A 20,813-nucleotide genomic window follows, 5' to 3' on the forward strand; every position below is an offset into this window, starting at 1 on the left:
GAAAGGCTTTACATCAGCCAGTTTCGGACATGATGGGTCGATTGACTCAGCTCATGTCCGTTTTTCTTGGCGTCCCGCTACCGGATACAGAACTTCCCACTGTCCAGAATGATTAGACTCAAGATCAAGATGTTCACGCAGCTTACGAGCAATAGATACCTCCGCATCAATGACTCGTTTCTCCCCATCACCCATGGCTTTCTCAATTTTGCGCACCGCCCCAACCAATTGGCGCAAACCGTTCGGCTCAATTGATGCCGACTGATCCGATCCATACATCGCCCGATCCAGGGTAATATGGCGTTCTAGAGAAGTAATGCCCATGGCTGCCGCAGCGTAGGAAATCGCCAACCCCACCTCATGACCACTGTAACCAACATTACAATTATATCGATTGCGTAAGGTTTCAATCACCCGTAAATTAGCATCCTCGTCTTTCATAGGATAGGTTGATACTGTATGCATCAACTCAAAAGGACAGTTAGCTGCCCGAAAAATATCCACTGCCCGCTGGATATCGTCATAGGTACTCATACCAGTAGAAATAAAGGTATGCTTACCTTCCTCCGCTATCATATTCAATAAGGCTTCATGCACAATCATAGCTGAAGCAACCTTATTATATTGACAATCAAACTGACGGAGGAACTGTTGGCTATTGGTATCCCAGGCAGAGGCAAACCACTTGATGTCCTTCTCTTTGCAATAACGGTCAATTTCCTGATAGTCCTCCCGACTAAATTCCAATCCCTCCTTTTGAGCCCGCTGGGTTTTACCCCAGGGGCTCTCACGAGGGCTGTCTAGAAACTCCCGAGTATACACTAGGTTGATATCTCGCTTTTGAAGCTTAACTGCGTCACACCCAGCATCCACGGCAACATCGATTAGATCCTTACAGATCTCCATATCACCATTGTGGTTAATACCAATTTCAGCCACAAAGAAAATACCCATAACTCTGGTTACTCCGGATAACGCTAATTCAAACTAAGGTCTTAAACAATTTCAAGAAGAGTGTCAACATCAAGTTGGTCGATACCTAAGAAAAGCTCAATAAAAGCCCGTACAAAGCCTTCCCCACCCCTTTGTTCTAAAATACGACTGGCCGACTGTTGAATTACAGGATGAGCATCACTCGGTGCCACCGAATAACCCGCAAAGCGCATTACTGCCAGATCATTTAAATCGTTGCCTAGATATATTAACCCTTTCTGAGGATTTATCTCCTCAGAAAAACGATCACTCAGATAGGTCTTGACAAAGGCTAACTTATGAGAAATCCCTTGGTGACAGGGGATCTTGAGCTTATTGGCGCGGGCTAATACTACAGGATTCTTTTCCTTAGATAAAATGAAGTACTGCAACGGCCAGTCTATTCTAGACATGAAGGTACGCAGCAGATCAAAGGCGAGACCATCCCCACGATCACATCTTACCCACTCGTTTCCGGCTTGGTCAACCCAAACCTTATTATTGGTAAAAACGCCATCAAAGTCAAAGATTAAGGTGTGGATTGACTCCCAAGGGGGAAGGGGTAGATTAGGCAAGACCAAGCTCCTGTTCGATTAGGTCACAAAGAATGTGGCCAATTAAAATATGTGCTTCCTGAATTCGGGCTGTAGATGTCGAGGGAATTACAATAACTTCATCCACCAAATCCTTAGCAAGCCCACCATCCTTGCCTAGCAAGCCTAAGGTCTTCAGTCCCAGAGACTGGGCCATTTTCACCGCCCGCAGAATGTTCTCACTTTGCCCAGAAGTAGAGATCCCGACTAATACATCGCCGGGACGAGACAAGGCCTCCACCTGGCGAGCAAAAACATCCTCATAGCTGTAGTCATTGGCGACACAGGTCAGCACCGAGGTATCGGTGGTCAGAGCAACGGAACGGAGAGGCCGACGATCTTCTTTGAACCGCCCCACCAGTTCAGCGGCCAGGTGCTGGCTATCCGCCGCGCTACCGCCGTTGCCACACCAAAACACCGTAGAATCATTAGCTAAGGCCGTAGAAATCGTCCGAGCAAAACTAGCTATCTGATCTGAAATAGCTTCACCAATATGGTTGATCAAGGCTTGATGCTCAGCGAAATGTTCCGAAATTATTTGTTGAGATTTTATCAGATACATATCATTTTATTTGATTCTTGAAAGCATAAATCCGCTTAGAGCAAAGCTTTCAGAGGATAGTGAGTTTAGCAATCAGGCCGGATTGCTATAGGGCGCCTCGATTAATTGCCTTATTGCGAACTTGAAGAGCCTGAAATCCCTAGGATCTCGTTGCTATTCTCAATAAGCTTTGTATTTTTCGAGGTGCCCTATAGTATTGTTTAATCAAACAAATCTTCCAAGATTTTTCACACGGTAGAAGTTGGCTCTAAGTGGGCAACCAAGGTATCAGTTTTGCCCAGTGAAGCTAACACATGGGCATAGGCGTGACTCAACTCAATCGTATCCAGGAAATTCCAACGTTGATGCCCTCCGGGTTTCCCCTGACTCAGCCAATGTAGATGATTTGCTAGGGAATAGCGCTGATAGTGTTGAATAGCTACCACTTTCAACCCAGCCCGTTTAGCTAACAGTGATAATGTGGAAGCATTGAAGAGAAATAAGTGCTGACTCCAGTAGGTAAAACGCTGGAAGGCATCGCAGTCGTACAAAGTTAATAATACATCATCAGCACTAGGGACTTCAACAATCAACCGCCCTTCGGGTTTTAATAACTTACCTAAATCAGAGATAATATCTCTGGGATTCTGTAAGTGTTCAACTACATGGAAGGCCGTAATCAAATCGTATCCCCCCCCCACTGCATCCAGCGACGGAGCAATCTTCAACTGATCAGCCCAATAGTCCTGAACCCTGATCTCCAACTCAACTCCAACTACCTCTGCCGCCAACCTTTGAGCTTTACGCAAAAAGCCGCCAGCTCCACAGCCAAAATCTAATAGCCGTTTGTTAGGAAGTATGGCTTTCACCATTTCAAAGCGTCGCTGGTCATCCCAGTCTGTTTCGGACAACCAAGCCTCCATCGGTATTGGATCAGATCCATGCATGCCAGAGTTTTCATAGAACCCATCGTGAATATGAGCTTGATCATGCAACATGACTAGGCCGCAATCTTCACATTCTAGAATTTGCATGTTCGGTGCATCCCGTACTGCGCCTTTGCGGGTGAAAAACTGAGATGATTGACACAAATAACACTGCATGGTTGTCAGTTTGGAAACGATCTAAGCTGTTAGTCATCTAAACTGCGTAAATACATTAAAATTTTGGAATAAGTCATGGGAGTCAGAAATTATCTAACGTCAGAGGAAAAGCAAGAGCTTCAGAAGCAGTTGAAGTTCCATGAACACCCTGACATTCGAGAGCGCATTCTAATACGGCTACTGCGCAATAACGGCAGGACTCAACAAGAGATCGCGGACTTAATCGGATGCTCCTTGCGGAAGGTGGCCTACTGGAGCACCCATGGAGATCCGAGCAAGTTAGATAGTTTGATCCTAGTTCCAACTTATTTTGTGTCGGCCTCCTTGGGCAAGGGCCTTCTGCCATTCAACGATGAAGCAATCAGCAGATTGCGCACCCAGTTATCGTGATAGCGGAAACCGTTGAGCTGTTCAAAGGGGCATAAGCAGCCCTCCATGGCGGTCCGAGTTTTGCGACAAAACGGATGAAAGTTCCAGAGTAAGGCCATGGCCCGACTGGATTGCTCGGCAGAGCCCCACTTCCCGTGGAAATCTTGCATGGCATACAAGATGCGGTCGAGATAGTTCATGGGCCGGTCTACTTGATTACTGGTGCGATACGCGTCAGGGAAGTCAAAGGCCCGTTGGAAGAATCGAGACTTGCCTTTCAGCCGTCGCAAGCGCCCATCAATGGCCTTGGGCAAGGTGTGTGTGGTCACCCACTCCAGCAACCGTCGCAATCGTTGGGCAAAGTGTCGCTTGCTGGTGGCCTGATAGACATGCCAAAGTTTGTCGAGGAGGTCTTGCCGAAGCGCGGGTTTCGAGCGGCACCCATCCCGGATTTTAATCACCTCATGGAGAAAGCACAGAATCCAGACGATGCCCGGAAATAAGGTTTCCCAGGCGGCTCGGGTGGCGTCCCACCCATCGGTGGTGACTGTCTCGGGAGCATCGTCAGGGGCATGATGGGCCGCTTCCTGCTGGAACACCCCATCGGCTTCCGTGAGTCCGCCCTGCCCCGCACTGGCACTCAGACTGGCCCCCAAGAGGCACCCTTGGGCGGCGGTGACGGCCAGATAGACGCGGTTCCCTTGCCAATTACAGTGCTTCTCGTCGGCAACGAGATGGGGGGGAGCGCCCTTTCCCTTTTCAGGGTCGTCCCGACAATGGAAGCTCGCCCCAACGACTGACAGAGCCGATACCAGTGCATCTCGGAGCGTCCTAGCACGTAGGCAATGCCCTCAAACGACAGCCCATGCTTCCTCAGGTAGAGGGCTTTATCTGCCATCTCTGCCGTTTCGCTCATGTACGGCATCACAAAATCCGGACGCAGTTGATAAGCCTCCTTTGTCCTCGGTAGCAAAATCCGCCGGGTCTTAATCTGCTGGCGGGAAGACTTGACCCAGCCGTGAAAGCGATAACCGGCCTCAATCCCTTCGGGGAACAGTTCCGGATGAGCCGCAATCTGCTCGTCGAGATACCGGCGAAAGGCCTCTCGATCTTCCACCAACGTGGCGTAGTCAAGATCCGCTGCAAGGGGAAAACAAATCGTTTTATCGCCTGCTGTTCCACGCTTCTGTCGTTGCTTGGCCATCGTGTTGGCCTCTTGAGCGCCCTCCCTCTATTTTACTCGACACAAACTCACGGGGAACTAGAATTAATCGAGGTGCCCTTTAGTTTTTCCAAGCTCACAATAAAGGGCACCTCGATTAATTGCCTTATCGCGAGTTTCTGGAGCCTGAAACCGTTAGCCTCTCGTAGGCGTTCTCAATAAAATCCATATTTTTCGAGGTGCCCTAAAGCAATTAATTGAAATGCCCAGTAGCGTTGAATAGCTACCACCTTCAATCCAAGAGGATTTGTGCGTCATCACCTGTATAGTAAAAATTTTTAAACACCTGATCTGAAGCCTGCCATGAAACAAGCTTTCTTTTGGTCCACATTATCTCATTTATAATTGGAGCGATGATTGTGAAAGGCGTTGATGAAAAAAGCAGGATACAGCCCAAGCCTCCACCGTTAACTTGGAAGTATTTTATTGCTCCTAAGACCAACAAAACATCGGAAATAAAAGATTCTGGTAAATCCAGATTCTTAGAGAAAAGACAGTCTATACTATTTTTTTGGGCTACTTCCATAAAATAATTACACCCTAGACGATCCGAAACGACAATAATGGATAAGTTAGGATAATAGCTGTTCAGTTTTTTGATGGCATTAACGAAAAGAGACTCAGTCGTGTTACGTTGAGTACTCCAGTCAGGATTATATCTAACGTTTAGGGCTAGATATGGCTGCTTTGGAAGCAAGTCAAATTTTCCCCAGCAGTTGCCTAATTCAAGAGAGTTAAGCAGAATCTTTTTGGTCAAATCTTCATCTAAACCATGCACAAGGTGATTTACAACGTTAAAGGATCGACGATAAATTGGCAGTCTTTGCACAACAAGTTCATGTTGGTAGATGTATACCGATTCATTAAGACTTGCCTGCGTCAATTCAGTGTTTCCTTCTTTCCAACTTACTTTCTTGCACAGAAAGTTACTTCTATATGCTCCTGCAATAAAATTTGCAAAGTCAATTTCTTCTGCAAGAAACTGCTGAGCACGACTGAATGCGCGTTCATCTTGGAAATCAGTTCTATATTCTCCGTCTATAATTAAAAAAGATACCTTAAGATTTTGAGTTAAGAAAAACCTGGCAAGCATTAAATGATGAAAAAACTCACCATATGCAAGGCATGAACAGCTATGATCGTAAACAATGTAGACTTGTTTTTTTGAAATAATTTCCTTTCTGATAGTAGCAGCAATTTTCTGGCTAATATACTTTTCATAGACTTTCACATATCTATCTTTATACAGTGGATTTGCCCGTAAAAGGCTTTTTATCTTCCTTGCAATAATTCTAGCTCCCCCTGAAAGATTTTTTGTGGTATTGATAGCGAATGATCGCATTGATTTCAGTTCTCCCCATTGTTGTTGTGGGCATTAGCTTTTTCATAGCTAGATAAAGTCCCAATATCAATAAATGCTAAATTGGTTTCATAGCTAAAAATTCTGCCTATCAGAATAGGAATGACCTCGGTACTAAAGTCACTCGTGGTCGCTAACTGATGTCGAGCAATGACTAGAAACTCGGGTGACAATAAATAAATCGCGCCACTGGCCAAATTTCCTGGGGGATTGGCCACCTTCTCATGAAACCCTACAACTACGCCTTGAGCATCCAGTTCCAAAATTCCACAGCTAGAGGGGGTTGGTGTACGAAAGGTCATCACTGTCATCAGGCATTGGGACGGGCGTTGTTGGTGAGCCTTGATAAACTCTTTAAAGTCTGCCAGACAATAGTTGTCGGCATGGATCAGCAGGCAATCTTCTTCCTGAAAGAAATCTAGGTTTGCTATTAGGGTGCCCGCTGTTCCTAGCAGAGTTGGTTCATGCACGAGAGTAATCCTATCTCGATAGGGGCTAGCCGTAACGAACTGTTCTACCTGCTCCGCTAAATAATGGGTATTAATGAGGAAAGAATCAATGCCTGCCTTCGTCAAGCGCTCTAGCCAGATACCGAGCAAGGGCTGGCCATGAATAGGTACCAGACATTTGGGAATGGTATTGGTCAAAGGTCTTAGGCGAGTGCCAAGACCAGCCGCTAACAGTATGGCTTTCATGCGCTTAACTCTGCTATCAATTCCTCGCATTGTACGGGAGTGTTACCCACTCGCCCCACCTGAATAGCTGCTGCTAGGGAACCCAAACATGCCGATTCCCAGATGTTGCCGCCACTGGCTAGGGTGAGAGCACTGGTGATCAAAAGAGAGTCCCCTGCTCCGGCTACATCTTTGGCGGCACTGTTGAGGGCAGGCACTCGATCCGTCAACCACCCGTCTGATGAACCATTGAGGGTGCTATCAGCATGGATCAGCAGACCTTCTTCGCCTAGTTTGAGCAAAATGTTGTTGGCTTGGGACTGTCGACGAAGTTGCTCGGCTAGAACCACCAAACCATCCTCTGAGTTGCGTGTACTGAGGCGGGCCTCTCGCTCTGTGGGCGTAATGAGATCCATCCCCTGAAAGCGGCTGATATCGCCCACCTGGGAGGAAGACTGACTATCGGCTACCACCATTACACCCTGCGTTTTCGCCAAATCCAAAATCTGATCCACTAAGGACTGGGGCAGACAACCATAATTAAAGTCGGAGAACACTAGTAGGTCAGCATCGGCTAGGGCAGCCGCTACCTGATTCAAAACTTGGATCTGAAGTGTGCTGTTAATCGATGCTTGATGCAAATGGCTGACCCGCAGCAGAGTTTTGCCCTTACTGCGAAACCGCTGTTTGCGCGTGGTAGGGCGGCTATCATCGGCAATTAAATGAGCATTTACCCGGTAGTTCTTCAGCCCCTCTTGGGCAAAATTCTGGGCTTGGTCGATTCCAGTCACCGAAACAAAATTAACCTGTGCCCCTAGCCCTGCCGCATGGGCTGCTACGATACCAGCTCCCCCAACAAATCGGGTGGTATCGACTGGCGTTACTACAATGGTTGGGTCTTCCTGGGACATGCCTAAAGGTTGGCAAGTGATGTATTCATCAATGATCAAATCCCCCACCACGCAGACTTGCAGGTGAGCAAAGGTCTTTACTCGTGTGGCCATAGCGGATGGAATGAGTCCATGGCGATCCATAAAAGATTCGGGAAGCTGGATAGTGTTTAAATTGGCCTGAGTGAATTCGTTGCGAATTAACTCTAGGGATGAGAAGGTCGCTTCCCCGGAGCCAAACAGTAGTCGCCCACCATAGGTTTCAAGAATAGCGAGTTCGGGATTAAAACGATTTTCGTGCTCTTTACCCTTAACTACAATCGCTGGCCGTAACCGTTCTAGTACCTCAGTGACAGGCTCATCAAGTAAAAAGGCTTCGTCCACCCAACTGTTAGCTTTGACCATCTCCAGGCGGTATTGCTCCGGTACATGGGCCGCATTGGCAGCGATGCGATCACTCTGAACCCCGACAATCAGGTAATCACCATATTCCTTGGCAAACCGCAATAGGCGAAGGTGACCGGGATGAAGAACATTGAAATTACCCGAGACAAAAACGGTTCGGGGAATAGAAGAAGACAGCATAGAAATCTATAAATTAGCAACGTTAACCAGCCAGTTGAGGGTGCTGGTTAATACAGAAATCCAATAAGGGGGCGTTCTACTCTCCACTCCCCCCATCAGGTTCAACGCCTAAGGCCCGCAACTGGGCTGTCAGACGCTCCGCCCGTTGTCTTTCCTGCTCAATCTGCTCACGCCCCCAAAGCAACAGATTGCCCGAACTATCCCACCAGCGTAACCAGGTTGTCGAGAGGTTAGACCGTTGACCATCCCAGGTGCCCAAAAAGAGATTCATTTCCGGAATCCAGAAACGGGAATTTTCATCCGGTACCTGGGGTTCATACCGCCCATCTACCAGCCGAAAGAGATCTAAGGTTTTAGTTTCGGGTTGAAAAATGCCATAGAGCGGCACCTGGATAATGCGTTCATAGAAATACCACTTGCCGTAGGGATAATGGGGGTTGATGGAGTACTCCGTACCCTCTGTTTCCGAGATGAATTCCAAGACCATTAGGGGTATATCCCCTTCTAGCCTGGGGGTATAGCTCCGTCGAATTACCCCCTCTGACAAGGGTTTAACCTCTGGAATGTAGACCCAGTCGGGTGCTTTCACCACCGCTTTATCGGCAACCGTGGCACAAATACCAAAATTAGTCGCTATCAGCATAGACTCTGAAAATAGCCCCGCTAATTCCAGAGACTCACGCAAAGCCTCCGCTAACAATGGTTGCAAGTGGTTATCCACAGGGTCATCCGGCAAACTAAAATCATCGGGTAGCTTCTCCCAGGTAATCTTAAGTCGATCACGCTGGATGACTAGTGGGTGTTGCGGTTGGGTGACTACCATGGTTTCCCCTCACCTGAGTTGAATGGAATAAAAGATGATTCCTAGTCTATTGCCTCCAAGGAGGGGAGGTGGTTGGCTAACAAAAGATTCTGCACCGGGCGCGGTTTCCGCGCCCCTACCGCATTAGGGCCATGTAGGGGTCAGGTCTCTTGTCCCTTGGGCGGATCTGGGCTCTCGTAAGTTTTGTCAGTCAACCAGGGGCAAGTCATACGTAGTCGGTAGGACTTGCTGGGGAGGTAAGGGGGGGAAAGGTTTAAACCATGACGTGAAGACGTAATAGTGTGAGGATAGTGGCCTGATAGTAATGCACCTCAGCGGGAGGGTATGGGCTGAGGGCTGGATCATGGCAAAGGAGCGCGTTTGTGATCTACTGAATTTATATGTATGTACCATAGTCCAAAGCCGCGTCTAACGAATCAGGCCCGCCAGGCCCTGTGCCGCTGCCGGAATTTGTCCTTCTAATCCATCACCAGGAGAGGACGAAAGACTCTACCTGCTTCCAAGTCAGCTAGGGCTTCATTGACTTGATCTAAACTATAACGCTGGGTTAAGAGTCGATCTAAGGGAACATTTCCCTTACGAAATATTTCTGTCATCCGGGGAATATCTCGGTCAGGAAAGGAGCTACCGCCCCAAGTACCAAAAATATGCTTGCCACTAATCAGGTCATGGGGAGCCAGACGAATCATTTCCCCCTCCGGTGGATGGGATGCAAACCAAAGGCGTCCCCCTCCCTTGCGGATTAGACTAAAGCCCAACTCTATCGTTTCCACAGTACCGGCGGATTCAATACAAATGTCTACCCCTGTTTTAGTCAGGGCCATCACCTGATCGTATATGTGGTTTTGGCTGGAGGGTTGAGGATGCGGTGGATGAGTGAAAGCCGGGATTGAGGATATGTTCTGTCTATCGGCCTGCCCAACCTGTAGGGTATGAGTGGCCCCCAGGTCTTTGGCAAGAGCTAGTTTTTCCGCCGAGATGTCAATGGCGATAATTTGGGCACAGTCAAACCCTTTGAGAGCCATCAAGGCACTTAAACCGACCCCACCCAAGCCCAAAACCGCTACCGTGGCACCGCTGAGGGGTTGCACCTGGTTCAGAACCATACCAGCACCCGTGGGTAGAGCACAACCAAACAAGACCGCTACATCCATGGGTAGTTCGTCCGGTTTCAGGGTGACCCGGTTTTCAGAGACAATGGTGTGAGTACTGAAGGTGGTAACTCTACCGGAGTTAATGACTTGATCCCCGCAGCGATAGTGGGCACCAGGAGCTTCTAGGCCAGAGCCCTTCAGCCACCCTAAAATAACCGCATCGCCAGGTTTGACCTTGGTGACCCCATCACCAATAGCTAATACCTCACCCGATCCTTCATGCCCCAACAGATGGGGTAGCCAGGGATCGTTGCCCCGCCCACCTTTGACCTCCATGAGTTGGCTACGACACACTCCACTGTAGTGAACCTTGACAAGAACCTGACCTGAAAGCAACTCTGGAAGATCAATAACCTTTACTTCTAGAGGGGCATTGAGAGATTGCAAGATAGCAGCTCTTGTCTTCATGGGTCAAAGAAGATATTTGTAAAATACGCAAACTTAAATTAGCAACCTAGCTACAGCAAATTTCATTGAGATGGAGAACACTCATAGGAGCCACGAATGTCTTGCCTAGCAAAAGTTTCAACGTTTACGTGTACTCTCATTGTTGTAAGTCTGCTGCTTAGTGGCGGCTGTAATTCATTGCTTTCGTTCGATTCCTAGAGAAAACTCAAATTGGCTGTCTCGACGAGCATCATTGACTTATAAGAGGGCTTCAGGAGTTGCCTTGATCACCAAGATTCAGATGTAAAACTTGCTGCTGTCAAACACTTTTTGAAACATCAAGAGGATCCGTAATCATATTTTCCAGGAAAATATCTCTAGGAAGCAAAGGTTCCATATCTTCATTGGGTCTACCAAACTTAACCTGAGGCACTACCCTGGCATCAGAGGGGATGATGACATTGCATAACAATGCAGTATTAGAGATAAAAGCATTTAGCAATTTATTAGTGCAGTCTTTTAAAGAAGAAACCTCTAAGTAGTCAAGACCAAATGCATGGGCTAGTGATTTGTAGTCTGGAAAGGATAAACCACCTTCATATGAAGAGGCATAGTACTTCGAGTCCAACCACTGTTCCTGTGTCTGCTTAATCATCGAATAGCCAGAATTGTTAAAAAGAAAAATTTTAACTGGTATGTGATGGTGTTTTATGGTCGCAAGCTCATGCATCGACATCATTAGACTTCCATCACCAACAATACAAACAATTGGATGATCTGGCTCGGCAAAGTAACCACCGATAGCCGCTGGCAAGGCCCATCCCATAGCTGTATTGTTAAAATCATGAAAAATACGTTGGTCTGAACCAATTTTTAGCCGTTGCATAGTCCAAGCGATTGCGCATCCTGTGTCAATAAATATTCTCGAAGATTCAGGAAGCGCTAAAGATAGGCAATCAATAAACCTATAAGGATCTAAATCTGTCTTGGCCGAGTTAGATCTATCAAAAGACGAAAACACCTCTTTCCACTGATGTATCTGCTGAATCCAGTTTTGACGATGACAAAATAAATAGGACAAATCTTTGGATTTAATGAATTCAAATAAATTTGATAAATCATCCTGAATGAGAATATCAATTTCTAAACCAAAGGTAGAGAATTTCGACAACTCATTTTCATCAATATCTATAACGACTTTCTTCGCATCTCTACTAAAGCTAGAAACAGGAGAACCAGTCGATTTAGTATCTAGTCTAGAACCAAAAGATAAGACTAAATCTGCATTTTGGACTGCGAAGTTAGCATGACGCATGCCATGAGTTCCAAAGGTGCCAATGTAGAGAGGATGACTCTCTGGTAGAAGATCTGCTGCACCCCAAGTCAGGGCAACCGGAATGTTGAGGGCTTCTGCAAATTTGACGAAGCTAGCTTCCGTGTTGCTCAGATGGATTCCCCATCCTCCTACTAAAACTGGCCTGCTAGCCTCTAGGATTAGTTTGGAAACTTGACTTAGGACTTCAGAAAAACAAGAAAATTTCCTAGGATTTGCAAATTCAAGAGTTTCAGGGGTGTAGCCTTTAAGACTGCTTAAATCGATTTGACTTCGCTGCAAATTATCTGGAATATCAACAAGCACTGGCCCAGGGCGATTAGTGCGGGCAATATGAATTGCTTTTTCTAACTCATAACGAATTTGTTCTGGTTCTTTGATTTGAACAGCGTACTTAGTTATGCTCTGGCATATTTCGACAATTGGGGTTTCCTGAAAACCAACTTGTCTGACGCCAGTATTACCCGTCATTCTGAAAGTACTAACCTGTCCAGTTAGAAGCAGAATCGGTACAGAATCATAAAAACTACAACAGATACCGGTAATTAGGTTGGTTGCTCCAGGACCACTTGTTGCGATAGCCACTCCCAATTTTCCAGTAGTTCTAGCGTAACCATCTGCTGCCATTGCAGCGCTTTGCTCATGGTGAGTACAAATATAATCAATATTGGGGTTATCACCAATGGAATGAATCAAGTGGAGTGAGGCTCCACCAGAAATTGCGAAAACAAACTTTATATCTAGACTAGCAATAAACTGGGCAACATAGTCAGAAAGCTTAACCAGATGCTGGTCTACCATGGCATATTATCCTTTACTGATATAAACAATGAGCCATCTTTATAACTCAACGGCATCTCATCCATGCAGGAGACTTGGTTCCAACCGATCTTCTGGGAAAAGAGGTTTATGCTAGTACCATTGAAGTGTTCAAATACTTTTTGAGCGTTGCTGGGGTTCCCTATCTCTACGATTGAATCTGTATTTTGCCAGTTTTCTTCAGTAGTACTGAGAAGAATATCTGCTTCATGACCTTCAACGTCAATTTTTAGAAAATCAAAAGCATCGCAAATAGAGTTAAATGAATCTACTTCAACAATAAACTTATTCAACTCTCCATAGGGATTATCTTTCGACCCAGCAAGGTGACTACCTGTTGTATTACCAACTACTCTGACGAACTCTAGCTTTCCAGATCGAGTGGAAACAGCCTTATTAATCAACACAGGAGTATTTTCTGTACAGTTGCTTTTGACATTGCTTTGAAGTTGAGAAAAATGGATAGGATCTGGCTCGTAGGCAGTCACCTGGTAGCCAATGTGACTCAGAACAATTGAATGCAAACCGATGTTCGCACCTAAATCAGCAACCTTTCTGTAGCGGTGTCTATTAGACCAATAAAATGAGAAAATAATCAGCTCATCTAGGCCAAAAAGATGAGTCGAGTTGATAGCACCCATGGAAAAGTACGGGAAACTAATTTTTCCCAAATATTCAAGATTAGCGTTTTGGGCAGTGCCTTCTCCGAAGAGAGACGAAACAGCAGTTTTTGAAACTAATTCTAGAAAACTATAAATTTCGCAGTCAGGGCGGTGAAACTCCTTTAGTGGAACCAAAGAATGAAGTAAGCTCGATAGGATCTTTTCTTGATGTTCGTTTCGCTCAGTCATGGTTTATCATTAATTGTTGTTTTTTTTGAAAGACTTGGTTCAGGAGAAATTTATTTGAACCAATCATTGCCGTAACGCCGTAACTTATACATATCTGGGTTTTCTCTTAAAGCTTTCGCTAAATCATCTTTAGTCCATGGGTCATGGACAACGCTAAAGTTCCGACCACCGACTGTACATTTATCAGAGCGAAGTAGCCAATCACAACAGTCAATCACCTCTGATATGGGAGTAAACTCGCCTGACTCAAAACGCCGAGTTGTTTCCCTGTAGGCTTCACCAGAAAGTTTTTCGGCCCGTAAAGTTTCAGAGTGAATCTTGGTTTTAACCCATCCGGGACCGAGAATTGTAAAACATACGTCATTGTGCTCTGCATCTAAAAGCTCTACTGCTTTTATGAGCGCTATTTTTGACAGCGTATATGCTGAGAAGTTAACTGGAGCGCTATTAGTTCCTCCTCCAGCGAAGAAAATAATTTTAGGAGTAAAGTCATTGCGGAATTGTCTTAAAGGCAATATTCCATGAACAAATCTAAGCTGACTTAGTAAGTTAACTTTAATATTTTTTTCCCAATCCTCAATATTACAATTTTCAAACCTTCCGATAGGCTCCATTGTTCCGGGACAAAGAATAGCAAAGTCCCAGGAACAATTGATATCCTTCAGTTTCTGGATGCATCGATTGATAGATATCGAGCTAGAAAAATCAGATTGAATTAGAGCTAGAAACTGACTCTCTAATTCTTCTAGCTGATTCGATGATGTCCTAAATGTCCCAACTAACTTAAATTGTTTCTGAAGAAAGTGCCTAGATAACTCCAAACCAATATCGCTACTGGCACCTACAATGACCCCACACCGTTTCTGTGACATTTTTCCCTCTTTAAAACGGCCCTTTAAACCACTCTCCTGGTACATCATGGGGATCTGGTTCTGGCAGAGCTGACCGTACTCCCTCCGCAGAACGTCCCATCATCTCCATAACCTTTACCGCGATATCTACCGCCCGCACATAAAACCCCCGCGTTAAGCCATAACTAGTAGGCTCAGGTACATCGGGCATGGCCAAGCGAACCGGAGGTGCAGTCAAAGCCTTAAATTTATCCATCGCAACACGGGCGACAATTTCACCGGCGACCGATCCAGTTGCAAATCCAGAGTCTAAAGCTAATAGCTTCCCGGTACGGGATACAGAATCAAAAACTGTTTCCCAATCTAGTGGCTTAATCGTACGTAAGTCAATTACTTCGCAACTAATTCCTTGGGTCTCTAGGTAGTCTGCGGCATGGACAGCTTCAACGGTCATATAGGACATCGCGACCAGGGTAATATCTCCACCGGGGCGAATAACCTGTGCCTTCCCTAAGGGAACGCGGTAATCTCCCTCAGGAACCTCCCCAACCGTGTTGTGTAGCCAGCGATGTTCTAAGAACACAACAGGATTTGGATCAAAGATAGAGGACAATAACAGCCCCTTAGCATCCGCTGGAGTGGTAGGCATCACGACCTTCAGTCCAGGGATGTGGGCAAACCAAGCCTGCAAGTTTTGCGAGTGAGTCGGCCCTTGGCCCCAACCTCGCCCCAGGATAAGTCGAATCGTCAGAGGGACTGAAACCTGGCTACCAAACATATAGTGCCATTTAGCCGCTCCATTGACTAATTGGTCTAGCGCTAATAGAAAAAAGTCTAGCCGCTGGTGGGTCATGACTGGCCTGATGCCATTCAAAGCAGCCCCAATGGCAACTCCTGTCATGGCATTTTCTGAAGTTGGCATGTCAAAGACTCGATCACCCCCAAACTGATCCTCCAAATTGGCTGTTGTACCAAACACAGCCTTTGGATCCGTTACACCGAGGCCGTAGCAAATCACCTGGCCATCCAACGTAAGCGCCTCATGGAGGGCGGAATTAATCGCATTAGCAAACGTGACTTGAGGCATAGGTGAGGAATAGACAGTTTTTAGGGACGTTTGTTTAGCTGAAGTGCATCAATCAGCATAGACACCTAGATAGGCTTCCTCTTGAGAGGGGAAAGGAGCCTGCTCAGCGGATACAAAGGCATCTAGGACTTCCTGCTGAATCGATTGTTTCATCGTCTCAACGACTGTAGCCAACTCAGGGCGTTGCTCAAGCAACGCAATCTCAAGCATTAGTATCGGATCCCGTTTCTTCCAGGCTTCAAACTCCTCAGGAGAACGGTAGCCTAAATGATTGTCAAACCCGTGACCACAATGCTCTAGCCAACGATAGGTAGAAAACTCTAAAAACCAAGGACCCTCACCGGATCGAAGCGAACTAACCGCCATTTGGATCAGATCATGGCACTCCATCGCTTGATTGCCATCACCAGTAGCGACTCTGGCCCCTAGGGCTGAAACCATAGTAGAGATTTGTCGGCCTTTGGGTTGCCGAACTGATAGAGGACTATAAACCGAATAAAGGTTATTTTCGCAGAGAAACAGAACGGGCAGATTTCTCAAAACAGCAAAGTTGACAGACTCATAAAAAACTCCCTCTTCCACTGCGCCATCCCCTAGAAAGACGCAACTCACTTGGTCTGTACCCTTGAGTTGAGCTGACAAGGCTAAGCCTACTCCAATGGGAATGCTGTTTCCAACGATGGCAGAGGTACCCATAAAGCCAGCCTGAGGATCAATTAGGTGCATTGACCCCCCCTTGCCCTTAGAGCAACCTGTTGCCTTACCGTAGATTTCGGCAATCATGGCTTTGAGGTCACCGCCTTTAGCGAGATAGTGAGCATGGCCACGGTGGGTGCTGACCGCAAAGTCTGTGGGCTTCAGACAAGTTGAAACAGCCGCAGGCACCGCTTCTTGTCCTACGGAAAGGTGAGTAGGGCAGCGCATCTTGCCCTGAGGATACCGATCCGCAATGGTTTGTTCAACGGTGCGGATGCGATACATTTGCCGCAGCAGATTCAGCTTTAGGTCAATGCTCATGGAATAAACCAATAGTAATCGCCGGTATAGCCGACCTCAGCAAAGAAAGTAATCCAATCCTCCACTGACATAATCGTCTTCGCCGTTAGATTCCAGGCTTCCATGCGAGCCTGCTCTTCAGCATTACGATAGGCATCCACAGTAATAAACGACTTACCCCGGCTGACTCGCTCAATCTCCTGTAGAGCCTTACCACATTCTTCCCTCTCAAGGTTATGAATTGTATTGATGGAAATGACCACATCAAAGGAATCACCCTCAAAGGGAAGCTGGGTGGCGTTGGCCACAGAAACATGGGGCTTCATGTCTTCCATGGCATTGGCAATAGCATATTCAGAAATATCAATGCCCTTGACGGTAATTCCCGGGATCAACTCCGCTAGATCATAGATCATAAATCCTTTGGCGCAACCCACATCCAAAACAGAACTGTTGGCATCTAGTCCCCAGTATTCCTGAAAGGTGGGGATTACCGGTTGCCAAAAACGGGGATGATAGTTAAACCCGCCGTAGCCGTGGTTGCGATCGCCATCAAAGAATTCTTTACCAAACTGACGAGCAACAGCGCGATCAGCTTCAGTTTTGGAGGATGATCGCTCATCCAGGTTACGCTTAGTCTTAGGATAATTAGCTAGTAAGTTTACTTCTTTAGTCATGGAAAATCTACCTATACCTTTTCAAGAAACTTGAATAAGCTGATGTACATCTAAACTGCATGGGCTCTTCTGGGTTTAGGGGATAGGACAAGCTTAAGTCAGTCTAATATCTAGACGGGCACTGGACGGCTAAAGTGGGATACCTTTTGAAACCTCTCCTATGCAAGGTTTTGGGGTGGCACGGTCTGAACACCTGGCTAAATGGGATATCTCTGTTTCCCCGACCTAAACGGTACCTTATTTATTTGCCAGACCCTTAATGCTGACCCCTACTCCAGAACTGCTTAAATTCATTAGGGTACCTCGATTAATTGCCTTATCGCGAATCTAAAGAGCCTGAAACCATTGGAATGCCGTACCTATTCTCAATAATATTTGTATTTTTCGAGGTGCCCATTAAATTCTAGAGGCTTATCAGAGTATACTAATCTAGTATAGAACACTATAGGTCTCAAAAATAGGGCGAAAGACTTTATAGTTGCTGGGTAATGAACCAGAATATCCTTGAAATAGGAGTAATGTACTACCTTAATTGCCTGATCTAGGCAATTAAGGTAGCGTACTTCTCTAGAAAGGGACGAGATAGGGGCAACTTACCATAAGCCTTATAGGTTTCACAAATCTTATACAGCTTAATTTGCAAGGGGTTAGATAAATCCTTGACGATATCGTACTGACCCTCTGCAATACCATCCTGGGTTAGCTCAATCATTTCCCTAATCCCATCTGCCAACTCATCAGGAGTGTTGTCCACTAGCACCAGATCATCACCGAGGGTGCGACGTTCACACCAAGCTGCTGGAGAAGCTAACATCTCCGAAAAGGTTAGTAATCTCTGTTTAGTCCGGGAGTACCAGAGCTTGGGTATCATCAATGAATTAGGTAGACTCGGAAAGATAGCGAACGGTGAGACATTGGTGCATAGTTGGGGTACACCAAAGCTAGGTGGAATCACGACAGGTCCAGAATTGGTACCAACAAAAAATCGACAACAGGCCCATAAAAATACGTCCATCCAGTCTGATTTGTAGGGGCTCAGGGCATAGTCAACCACATTCGACATTTCTGGCAGAGGTTTTATCGTGTGATCCCCCATACGGAAAACATAGCCCCCGGCATCAGTGATCGCCTTAATCGCGGGGATGTAGGAATCAATCTCACAATTGCGACCATCACGCCGATTATTTTTTCCAGAGCTTCCGCTCCTAACATGGAAAGATACGAACCAGGCATCCGCTGGTATGTTTAAGTCTTCTAAAACCTTAAGACCTCTTTCTCTATGATCGGACTCGATTTTAAGCAGTGGAGAACGTTTTTCTGATCTCCACCTCTCATAAACCTTATTAAGCATCGAACTTAAATCTTCATAGCCATCCTTAGTTTGCCATACCTCTAAGCTTTCACAAAATGGAAGAAGACCATAATCATAAAAGTACTTATAATCATTCTGATGGATAACATCAATTTCTCCAAGGGAGCAAAGATAGGATAAATAGCAAGCATTAGCTACCCTGTTAGATACCACAACATATCTAATATTGTTTTCAGGTAATAAGCCTATTTTTTTTGCCTGGATAAACTGTGCCAAGAGTCCTAAATGACCAATAGCACCTGTCCATACTGAATCTAGTATTTTACTAGAGTCTCCAAAAGGGTTAAAGAAGCAAGACTCATAGTATTTATATTTTAGAGACTTCAAAGCACCTAGTGAAGCCCTAAAATGAAGATCTTCAAAAATGCCAGTTTCTAAGTAAATACCTTCGGAATATCTAGCATAGGTTTCTGCCAAGCTTGGATACTCTGCATCAATGCAACTTGCTCTATCTAATAATGATAAGGCTTCGGCAAAATTTTGCCTTTGGAAGGCGTCTTCGCTCAGTTTCAACAAAGAAGCAACTTCCATATTTCTAATATTCTGTAGTTTTGAGTTTTGTGAAAGGCTGTAAGCTGCTAATTCATGGCAAAAGCATTCTAGTTGAGCAAGCCTAACAGAATCATAGTCAAATTTGTACCCATATATCAGACCGACTAGTCGGTATCTAAATTTTCTCCATGTCCATGAAAAGGGGGTTGAAACTCGACTTGATAGAATTAGAAATCGATTTAAAAAATAATTTTTAAATCCCTCTTTCCTAATATTAAAAGTGGCTTTTAGAAGGCGATTTTTAATGTTCATAATTTCAGAAGAGGTCTTATTTTTGCCTAACCCTGCTACTAGAAACTTCGATGCTTTGTCCACATGGGTCACAATCACGCCCTGATGATTTCCCCCAATCATCGTGTCACTTTCCCAGTGACCGATTTCCGTCTTGGTGTCCGCTATCGCAGGCCGCTCCTCTATCCCAACGCGCCCTACAATCTGCCCACGATTTGAGTTACAGGCCCCTCGCTTACGACGCTTGCCTCGACCCTGCCGTAAATACTTCTGGTATTCCCTCAAACCTGCATGGTCGGCACAGATCATCTGATAAATCGTTTCATGACTGATCCGTGCTCGTCCCTCTCGCTTAGAGGGCGTTTGAAAAGCCACATAGTCAGTAAAAAAGCTCACACGGTATAGGCTGTACATACAAACGTTCAACCTCGTGAGAGCCATGAGTAAAGCCTACACCAGCACCTTGATCCGCGACCAGTTTGAGTTGATTGCTCCCCTATTGCCCCCAGCGAAGCCCGGAGGTCGGCCCCGAAGCGTCTGCTTATGGGCAGTGCTGAACGCGATCTTGTATCTGGTCAAGCACGGGTGTACGTGGCGAGACCTGCCCAGCGATTTTCCGGCTTGGCAAACGGTCTACACCGACTACCGAACCTGGGTGAACGACGGCACCTGGGAGGCGATTCACGACCGATTACGGGCCTGGGTCCGGGTGTCGGAAGGACGACCAGAAAGCCCATCGGAGGTGATTTTGGACAGTCGAAGCGTCGCCACTGCGCCGATGGTGCATCGAGCGGTGGGCTTTGATGCCGCCCAAAAAACGAAAGGGCGCAAGCACCACGGTGTGGTCGATACCTTGGGGCTGATGATGGCGGTGGTGATCACCGCTGCTAGTGTCACCGAGCGAGCGGGGGGAAAACAGGTGCTGCAAAAACTCCATCAGATGGGAGCGGCCATGGCTCGCATTGATCTGGTGTGGGTGGATGGCGGCTACAGCGGCTTTAAGTTTATCCAATGGACGATGGACACCTTGGGCTGGATTGTTGAAGTAGTGTTGCGCCCGAAGGAAGTCAAGGGGGTTGTCCTGGTCAAGAAACGCTGGATTGTGGAGCGTACCTTTGGCTGGTTGCGCTGGTCTCGACGATTGGTGCAGGACTATGAGCAGCTTCCCGAAAACTCGGAGGCCATGGTCAAAATTGCCATGATCCGTATTATGGTTCGCCGTCTGGCGTAATTGGCTACACCCGCCCCCCTTTTCAAACGCCCTCTTAAGTCGCCCAACAATTTGCTCTGGGCTGTGGTATTGCTTCAAACGCGCTTTGATCTCGAAAATGCAGATCTCCGATACATGACTAAACGCGGTCTTTGATTGCT

General features: G+C 46.3%; 19 protein-coding genes and 1 pseudogene. 1 reads left to right on the forward strand and 19 read right to left on the reverse strand.

Features of this window, described 5'->3' with window-relative positions; genetic code table 11:
• Positions 1-51: 51 nt before the first annotated feature.
• The 19 genes and pseudogenes from H6G62_RS21350 to H6G62_RS28040 form a co-directional block, all read right to left on the reverse strand.
• Positions 52-954, reverse strand: a complete 903-nt coding sequence (locus tag H6G62_RS21350; RefSeq protein WP_190498931.1) for an N-acetylneuraminate synthase family protein — start codon at positions 952-954, stop codon at positions 52-54.
• A 41-nt stretch (positions 955-995) separates the two neighbouring features.
• Positions 996-1,547: a hypothetical protein gene (locus H6G62_RS21355; RefSeq protein WP_190498933.1), complete on the reverse strand. Its 552-nt coding sequence runs from the start codon at positions 1,545-1,547 to the stop codon at positions 996-998.
• Positions 1,540-2,127, reverse strand: coding sequence for an SIS domain-containing protein (locus H6G62_RS21360; RefSeq protein WP_190498935.1), 588 nt, complete (start codon positions 2,125-2,127; stop codon positions 1,540-1,542). The genes H6G62_RS21355 and H6G62_RS21360 overlap by 8 nt, the downstream gene beginning before the upstream one ends.
• A 227-nt stretch (positions 2,128-2,354) precedes the next feature.
• The gene (locus tag H6G62_RS21365) at positions 2,355-3,140 is read right to left on the reverse strand and encodes a class I SAM-dependent methyltransferase (RefSeq protein ID WP_199325164.1); all 786 of its coding nucleotides are present in this window, start codon (positions 3,138-3,140) and stop codon (positions 2,355-2,357) included.
• A 374-nt stretch (positions 3,141-3,514) separates the two neighbouring features.
• Complete coding sequence (locus H6G62_RS21370) at positions 3,515-4,234, reverse strand: hypothetical protein (protein ID WP_199325165.1); 720 nt, start codon at positions 4,232-4,234, stop codon at positions 3,515-3,517.
• Complete coding sequence (locus tag H6G62_RS21375) at positions 4,219-4,782, reverse strand: hypothetical protein (RefSeq protein WP_199325166.1); 564 nt, start codon at positions 4,780-4,782, stop codon at positions 4,219-4,221. The genes H6G62_RS21370 and H6G62_RS21375 overlap by 16 nt, the downstream gene beginning before the upstream one ends.
• Before the next feature lie 250 nt (positions 4,783-5,032).
• The gene (locus tag H6G62_RS21380) at positions 5,033-6,142 is read right to left on the reverse strand and encodes a hypothetical protein (RefSeq protein WP_190498939.1); all 1,110 of its coding nucleotides are present in this window, start codon (positions 6,140-6,142) and stop codon (positions 5,033-5,035) included.
• Between the two features lie 5 nt (positions 6,143-6,147).
• Positions 6,148-6,855: a nucleotidyltransferase family protein gene (locus H6G62_RS21385; protein ID WP_190498941.1), complete on the reverse strand. Its 708-nt coding sequence runs from the start codon at positions 6,853-6,855 to the stop codon at positions 6,148-6,150.
• On the reverse strand, positions 6,852-8,309 hold the full coding sequence (locus H6G62_RS21390) for a PfkB family carbohydrate kinase (RefSeq protein ID WP_190498943.1): 1,458 nt from the start codon (positions 8,307-8,309) through the stop codon (positions 6,852-6,854). Before H6G62_RS21390 ends, H6G62_RS21385 begins: the two co-directional genes overlap by 4 nt.
• Positions 8,310-8,385: 76 nt before the next feature.
• Positions 8,386-9,132, reverse strand: coding sequence for a Uma2 family endonuclease (locus tag H6G62_RS21395; RefSeq protein WP_190498944.1), 747 nt, complete (start codon positions 9,130-9,132; stop codon positions 8,386-8,388).
• Positions 9,133-9,590: 458 nt separating this feature from the next.
• Positions 9,591-10,694: a zinc-binding dehydrogenase gene (locus H6G62_RS21400; protein ID WP_190498946.1), complete on the reverse strand. Its 1,104-nt coding sequence runs from the start codon at positions 10,692-10,694 to the stop codon at positions 9,591-9,593.
• A gap of 298 nt (positions 10,695-10,992) precedes the next feature.
• The gene (locus tag H6G62_RS21405; RefSeq protein ID WP_190498948.1) at positions 10,993-12,807 is read right to left on the reverse strand and encodes a thiamine pyrophosphate-binding protein; all 1,815 of its coding nucleotides are present in this window, start codon (positions 12,805-12,807) and stop codon (positions 10,993-10,995) included.
• Complete coding sequence (locus H6G62_RS21410; protein ID WP_190498950.1) at positions 12,801-13,676, reverse strand: FkbM family methyltransferase; 876 nt, start codon at positions 13,674-13,676, stop codon at positions 12,801-12,803. Before H6G62_RS21410 ends, H6G62_RS21405 begins: the two co-directional genes overlap by 7 nt.
• A 50-nt stretch (positions 13,677-13,726) precedes the next feature.
• Positions 13,727-14,596, reverse strand: coding sequence for an SDR family oxidoreductase (locus H6G62_RS21415; RefSeq protein WP_190498952.1), 870 nt, complete (start codon positions 14,594-14,596; stop codon positions 13,727-13,729).
• Positions 14,559-15,614: a transketolase C-terminal domain-containing protein gene (locus tag H6G62_RS21420; protein ID WP_190498954.1), complete on the reverse strand. Its 1,056-nt coding sequence runs from the start codon at positions 15,612-15,614 to the stop codon at positions 14,559-14,561. Before H6G62_RS21420 ends, H6G62_RS21415 begins: the two co-directional genes overlap by 38 nt.
• A 48-nt stretch (positions 15,615-15,662) precedes the next feature.
• A complete protein-coding gene (locus H6G62_RS21425; protein ID WP_190498955.1) occupies positions 15,663-16,631 on the reverse strand; it encodes a thiamine pyrophosphate-dependent dehydrogenase E1 component subunit alpha in 969 nt (322 codons plus the stop codon).
• Complete coding sequence (locus H6G62_RS21430) at positions 16,628-17,287, reverse strand: class I SAM-dependent methyltransferase (RefSeq protein ID WP_190498957.1); 660 nt, start codon at positions 17,285-17,287, stop codon at positions 16,628-16,630. Before H6G62_RS21430 ends, H6G62_RS21425 begins: the two co-directional genes overlap by 4 nt.
• A gap of 541 nt (positions 17,288-17,828) precedes the next feature.
• Positions 17,829-19,463 carry a TIGR04372 family glycosyltransferase gene (locus H6G62_RS28675; RefSeq protein ID WP_347239398.1) on the reverse strand — a complete coding sequence of 545 codons (1,635 nt, stop codon included), beginning with the start codon at positions 19,461-19,463 and terminating at the stop codon, positions 17,829-17,831.
• Positions 19,443-19,796, reverse strand: a pseudogene (locus tag H6G62_RS28040) (IS30 family transposase); the annotation flags it as partial. The pseudogene H6G62_RS28040 and the gene H6G62_RS28675, both read right to left, overlap by 21 nt.
• Positions 19,797-19,881: 85 nt before the next feature.
• On the opposite strand from H6G62_RS28040, the gene H6G62_RS21440 reads away from it, so the two are divergent.
• The gene (locus H6G62_RS21440) at positions 19,882-20,673 is read left to right on the forward strand and encodes an IS5 family transposase (protein WP_190498961.1); all 792 of its coding nucleotides are present in this window, start codon (positions 19,882-19,884) and stop codon (positions 20,671-20,673) included.
• Positions 20,674-20,813 lie beyond the last annotated feature (140 nt).

The organism is Phormidium sp. FACHB-1136 (assembly GCF_014697375.1).
Taxonomy (GTDB): domain Bacteria; phylum Cyanobacteriota; class Cyanobacteriia; order Phormidesmidales; family Phormidesmidaceae; genus Nodosilinea.

What these genes read in the sequence shown, in the direction of transcription:
- H6G62_RS21350 (WP_190498931.1), bottom strand. Translation starts at nt 954, where the DNA reads ATGGGTATTTTCTTTGTGGCTGAAATTGGTATTAACCACAATGGTGAT.
- H6G62_RS21360 (WP_190498935.1), bottom strand. Translation starts at nt 2,127, where the DNA reads ATGTATCTGATAAAATCTCAACAAATAATTTCGGAACATTTCGCTGAG.
- H6G62_RS21365 (WP_199325164.1), bottom strand. Translation starts at nt 3,140, where the DNA reads ATGCAAATTCTAGAATGTGAAGATTGCGGCCTAGTCATGTTGCATGAT.
- H6G62_RS21375 (WP_199325166.1), bottom strand. Translation starts at nt 4,782, where the DNA reads ATGGCCAAGCAACGACAGAAGCGTGGAACAGCAGGCGATAAAACGATT.
- H6G62_RS21380 (WP_190498939.1), bottom strand. Translation starts at nt 6,142, where the DNA reads ATGCGATCATTCGCTATCAATACCACAAAAAATCTTTCAGGGGGAGCT.
- H6G62_RS21385 (WP_190498941.1), bottom strand. Translation starts at nt 6,855, where the DNA reads ATGAAAGCCATACTGTTAGCGGCTGGTCTTGGCACTCGCCTAAGACCT.
- H6G62_RS21390 (WP_190498943.1), bottom strand. Translation starts at nt 8,309, where the DNA reads ATGCTGTCTTCTTCTATTCCCCGAACCGTTTTTGTCTCGGGTAATTTC.
- H6G62_RS21395 (WP_190498944.1), bottom strand. Translation starts at nt 9,132, where the DNA reads ATGGTAGTCACCCAACCGCAACACCCACTAGTCATCCAGCGTGATCGA.
- H6G62_RS21400 (WP_190498946.1), bottom strand. Translation starts at nt 10,694, where the DNA reads ATGAAGACAAGAGCTGCTATCTTGCAATCTCTCAATGCCCCTCTAGAA.
- H6G62_RS21405 (WP_190498948.1), bottom strand. Translation starts at nt 12,807, where the DNA reads ATGGTAGACCAGCATCTGGTTAAGCTTTCTGACTATGTTGCCCAGTTT.
- H6G62_RS21410 (WP_190498950.1), bottom strand. Translation starts at nt 13,676, where the DNA reads ATGACTGAGCGAAACGAACATCAAGAAAAGATCCTATCGAGCTTACTT.
- H6G62_RS21415 (WP_190498952.1), bottom strand. Translation starts at nt 14,596, where the DNA reads ATGATGTACCAGGAGAGTGGTTTAAAGGGCCGTTTTAAAGAGGGAAAA.
- H6G62_RS21420 (WP_190498954.1), bottom strand. Translation starts at nt 15,614, where the DNA reads ATGCCTCAAGTCACGTTTGCTAATGCGATTAATTCCGCCCTCCATGAG.
- H6G62_RS21425 (WP_190498955.1), bottom strand. Translation starts at nt 16,631, where the DNA reads ATGAGCATTGACCTAAAGCTGAATCTGCTGCGGCAAATGTATCGCATC.
- H6G62_RS21430 (WP_190498957.1), bottom strand. Translation starts at nt 17,287, where the DNA reads ATGACTAAAGAAGTAAACTTACTAGCTAATTATCCTAAGACTAAGCGT.
- H6G62_RS28675 (WP_347239398.1), bottom strand. Translation starts at nt 19,463, where the DNA reads ATGAACATTAAAAATCGCCTTCTAAAAGCCACTTTTAATATTAGGAAA.
- H6G62_RS21440 (WP_190498961.1), top strand. Translation starts at nt 19,882, where the DNA reads ATGAGTAAAGCCTACACCAGCACCTTGATCCGCGACCAGTTTGAGTTG.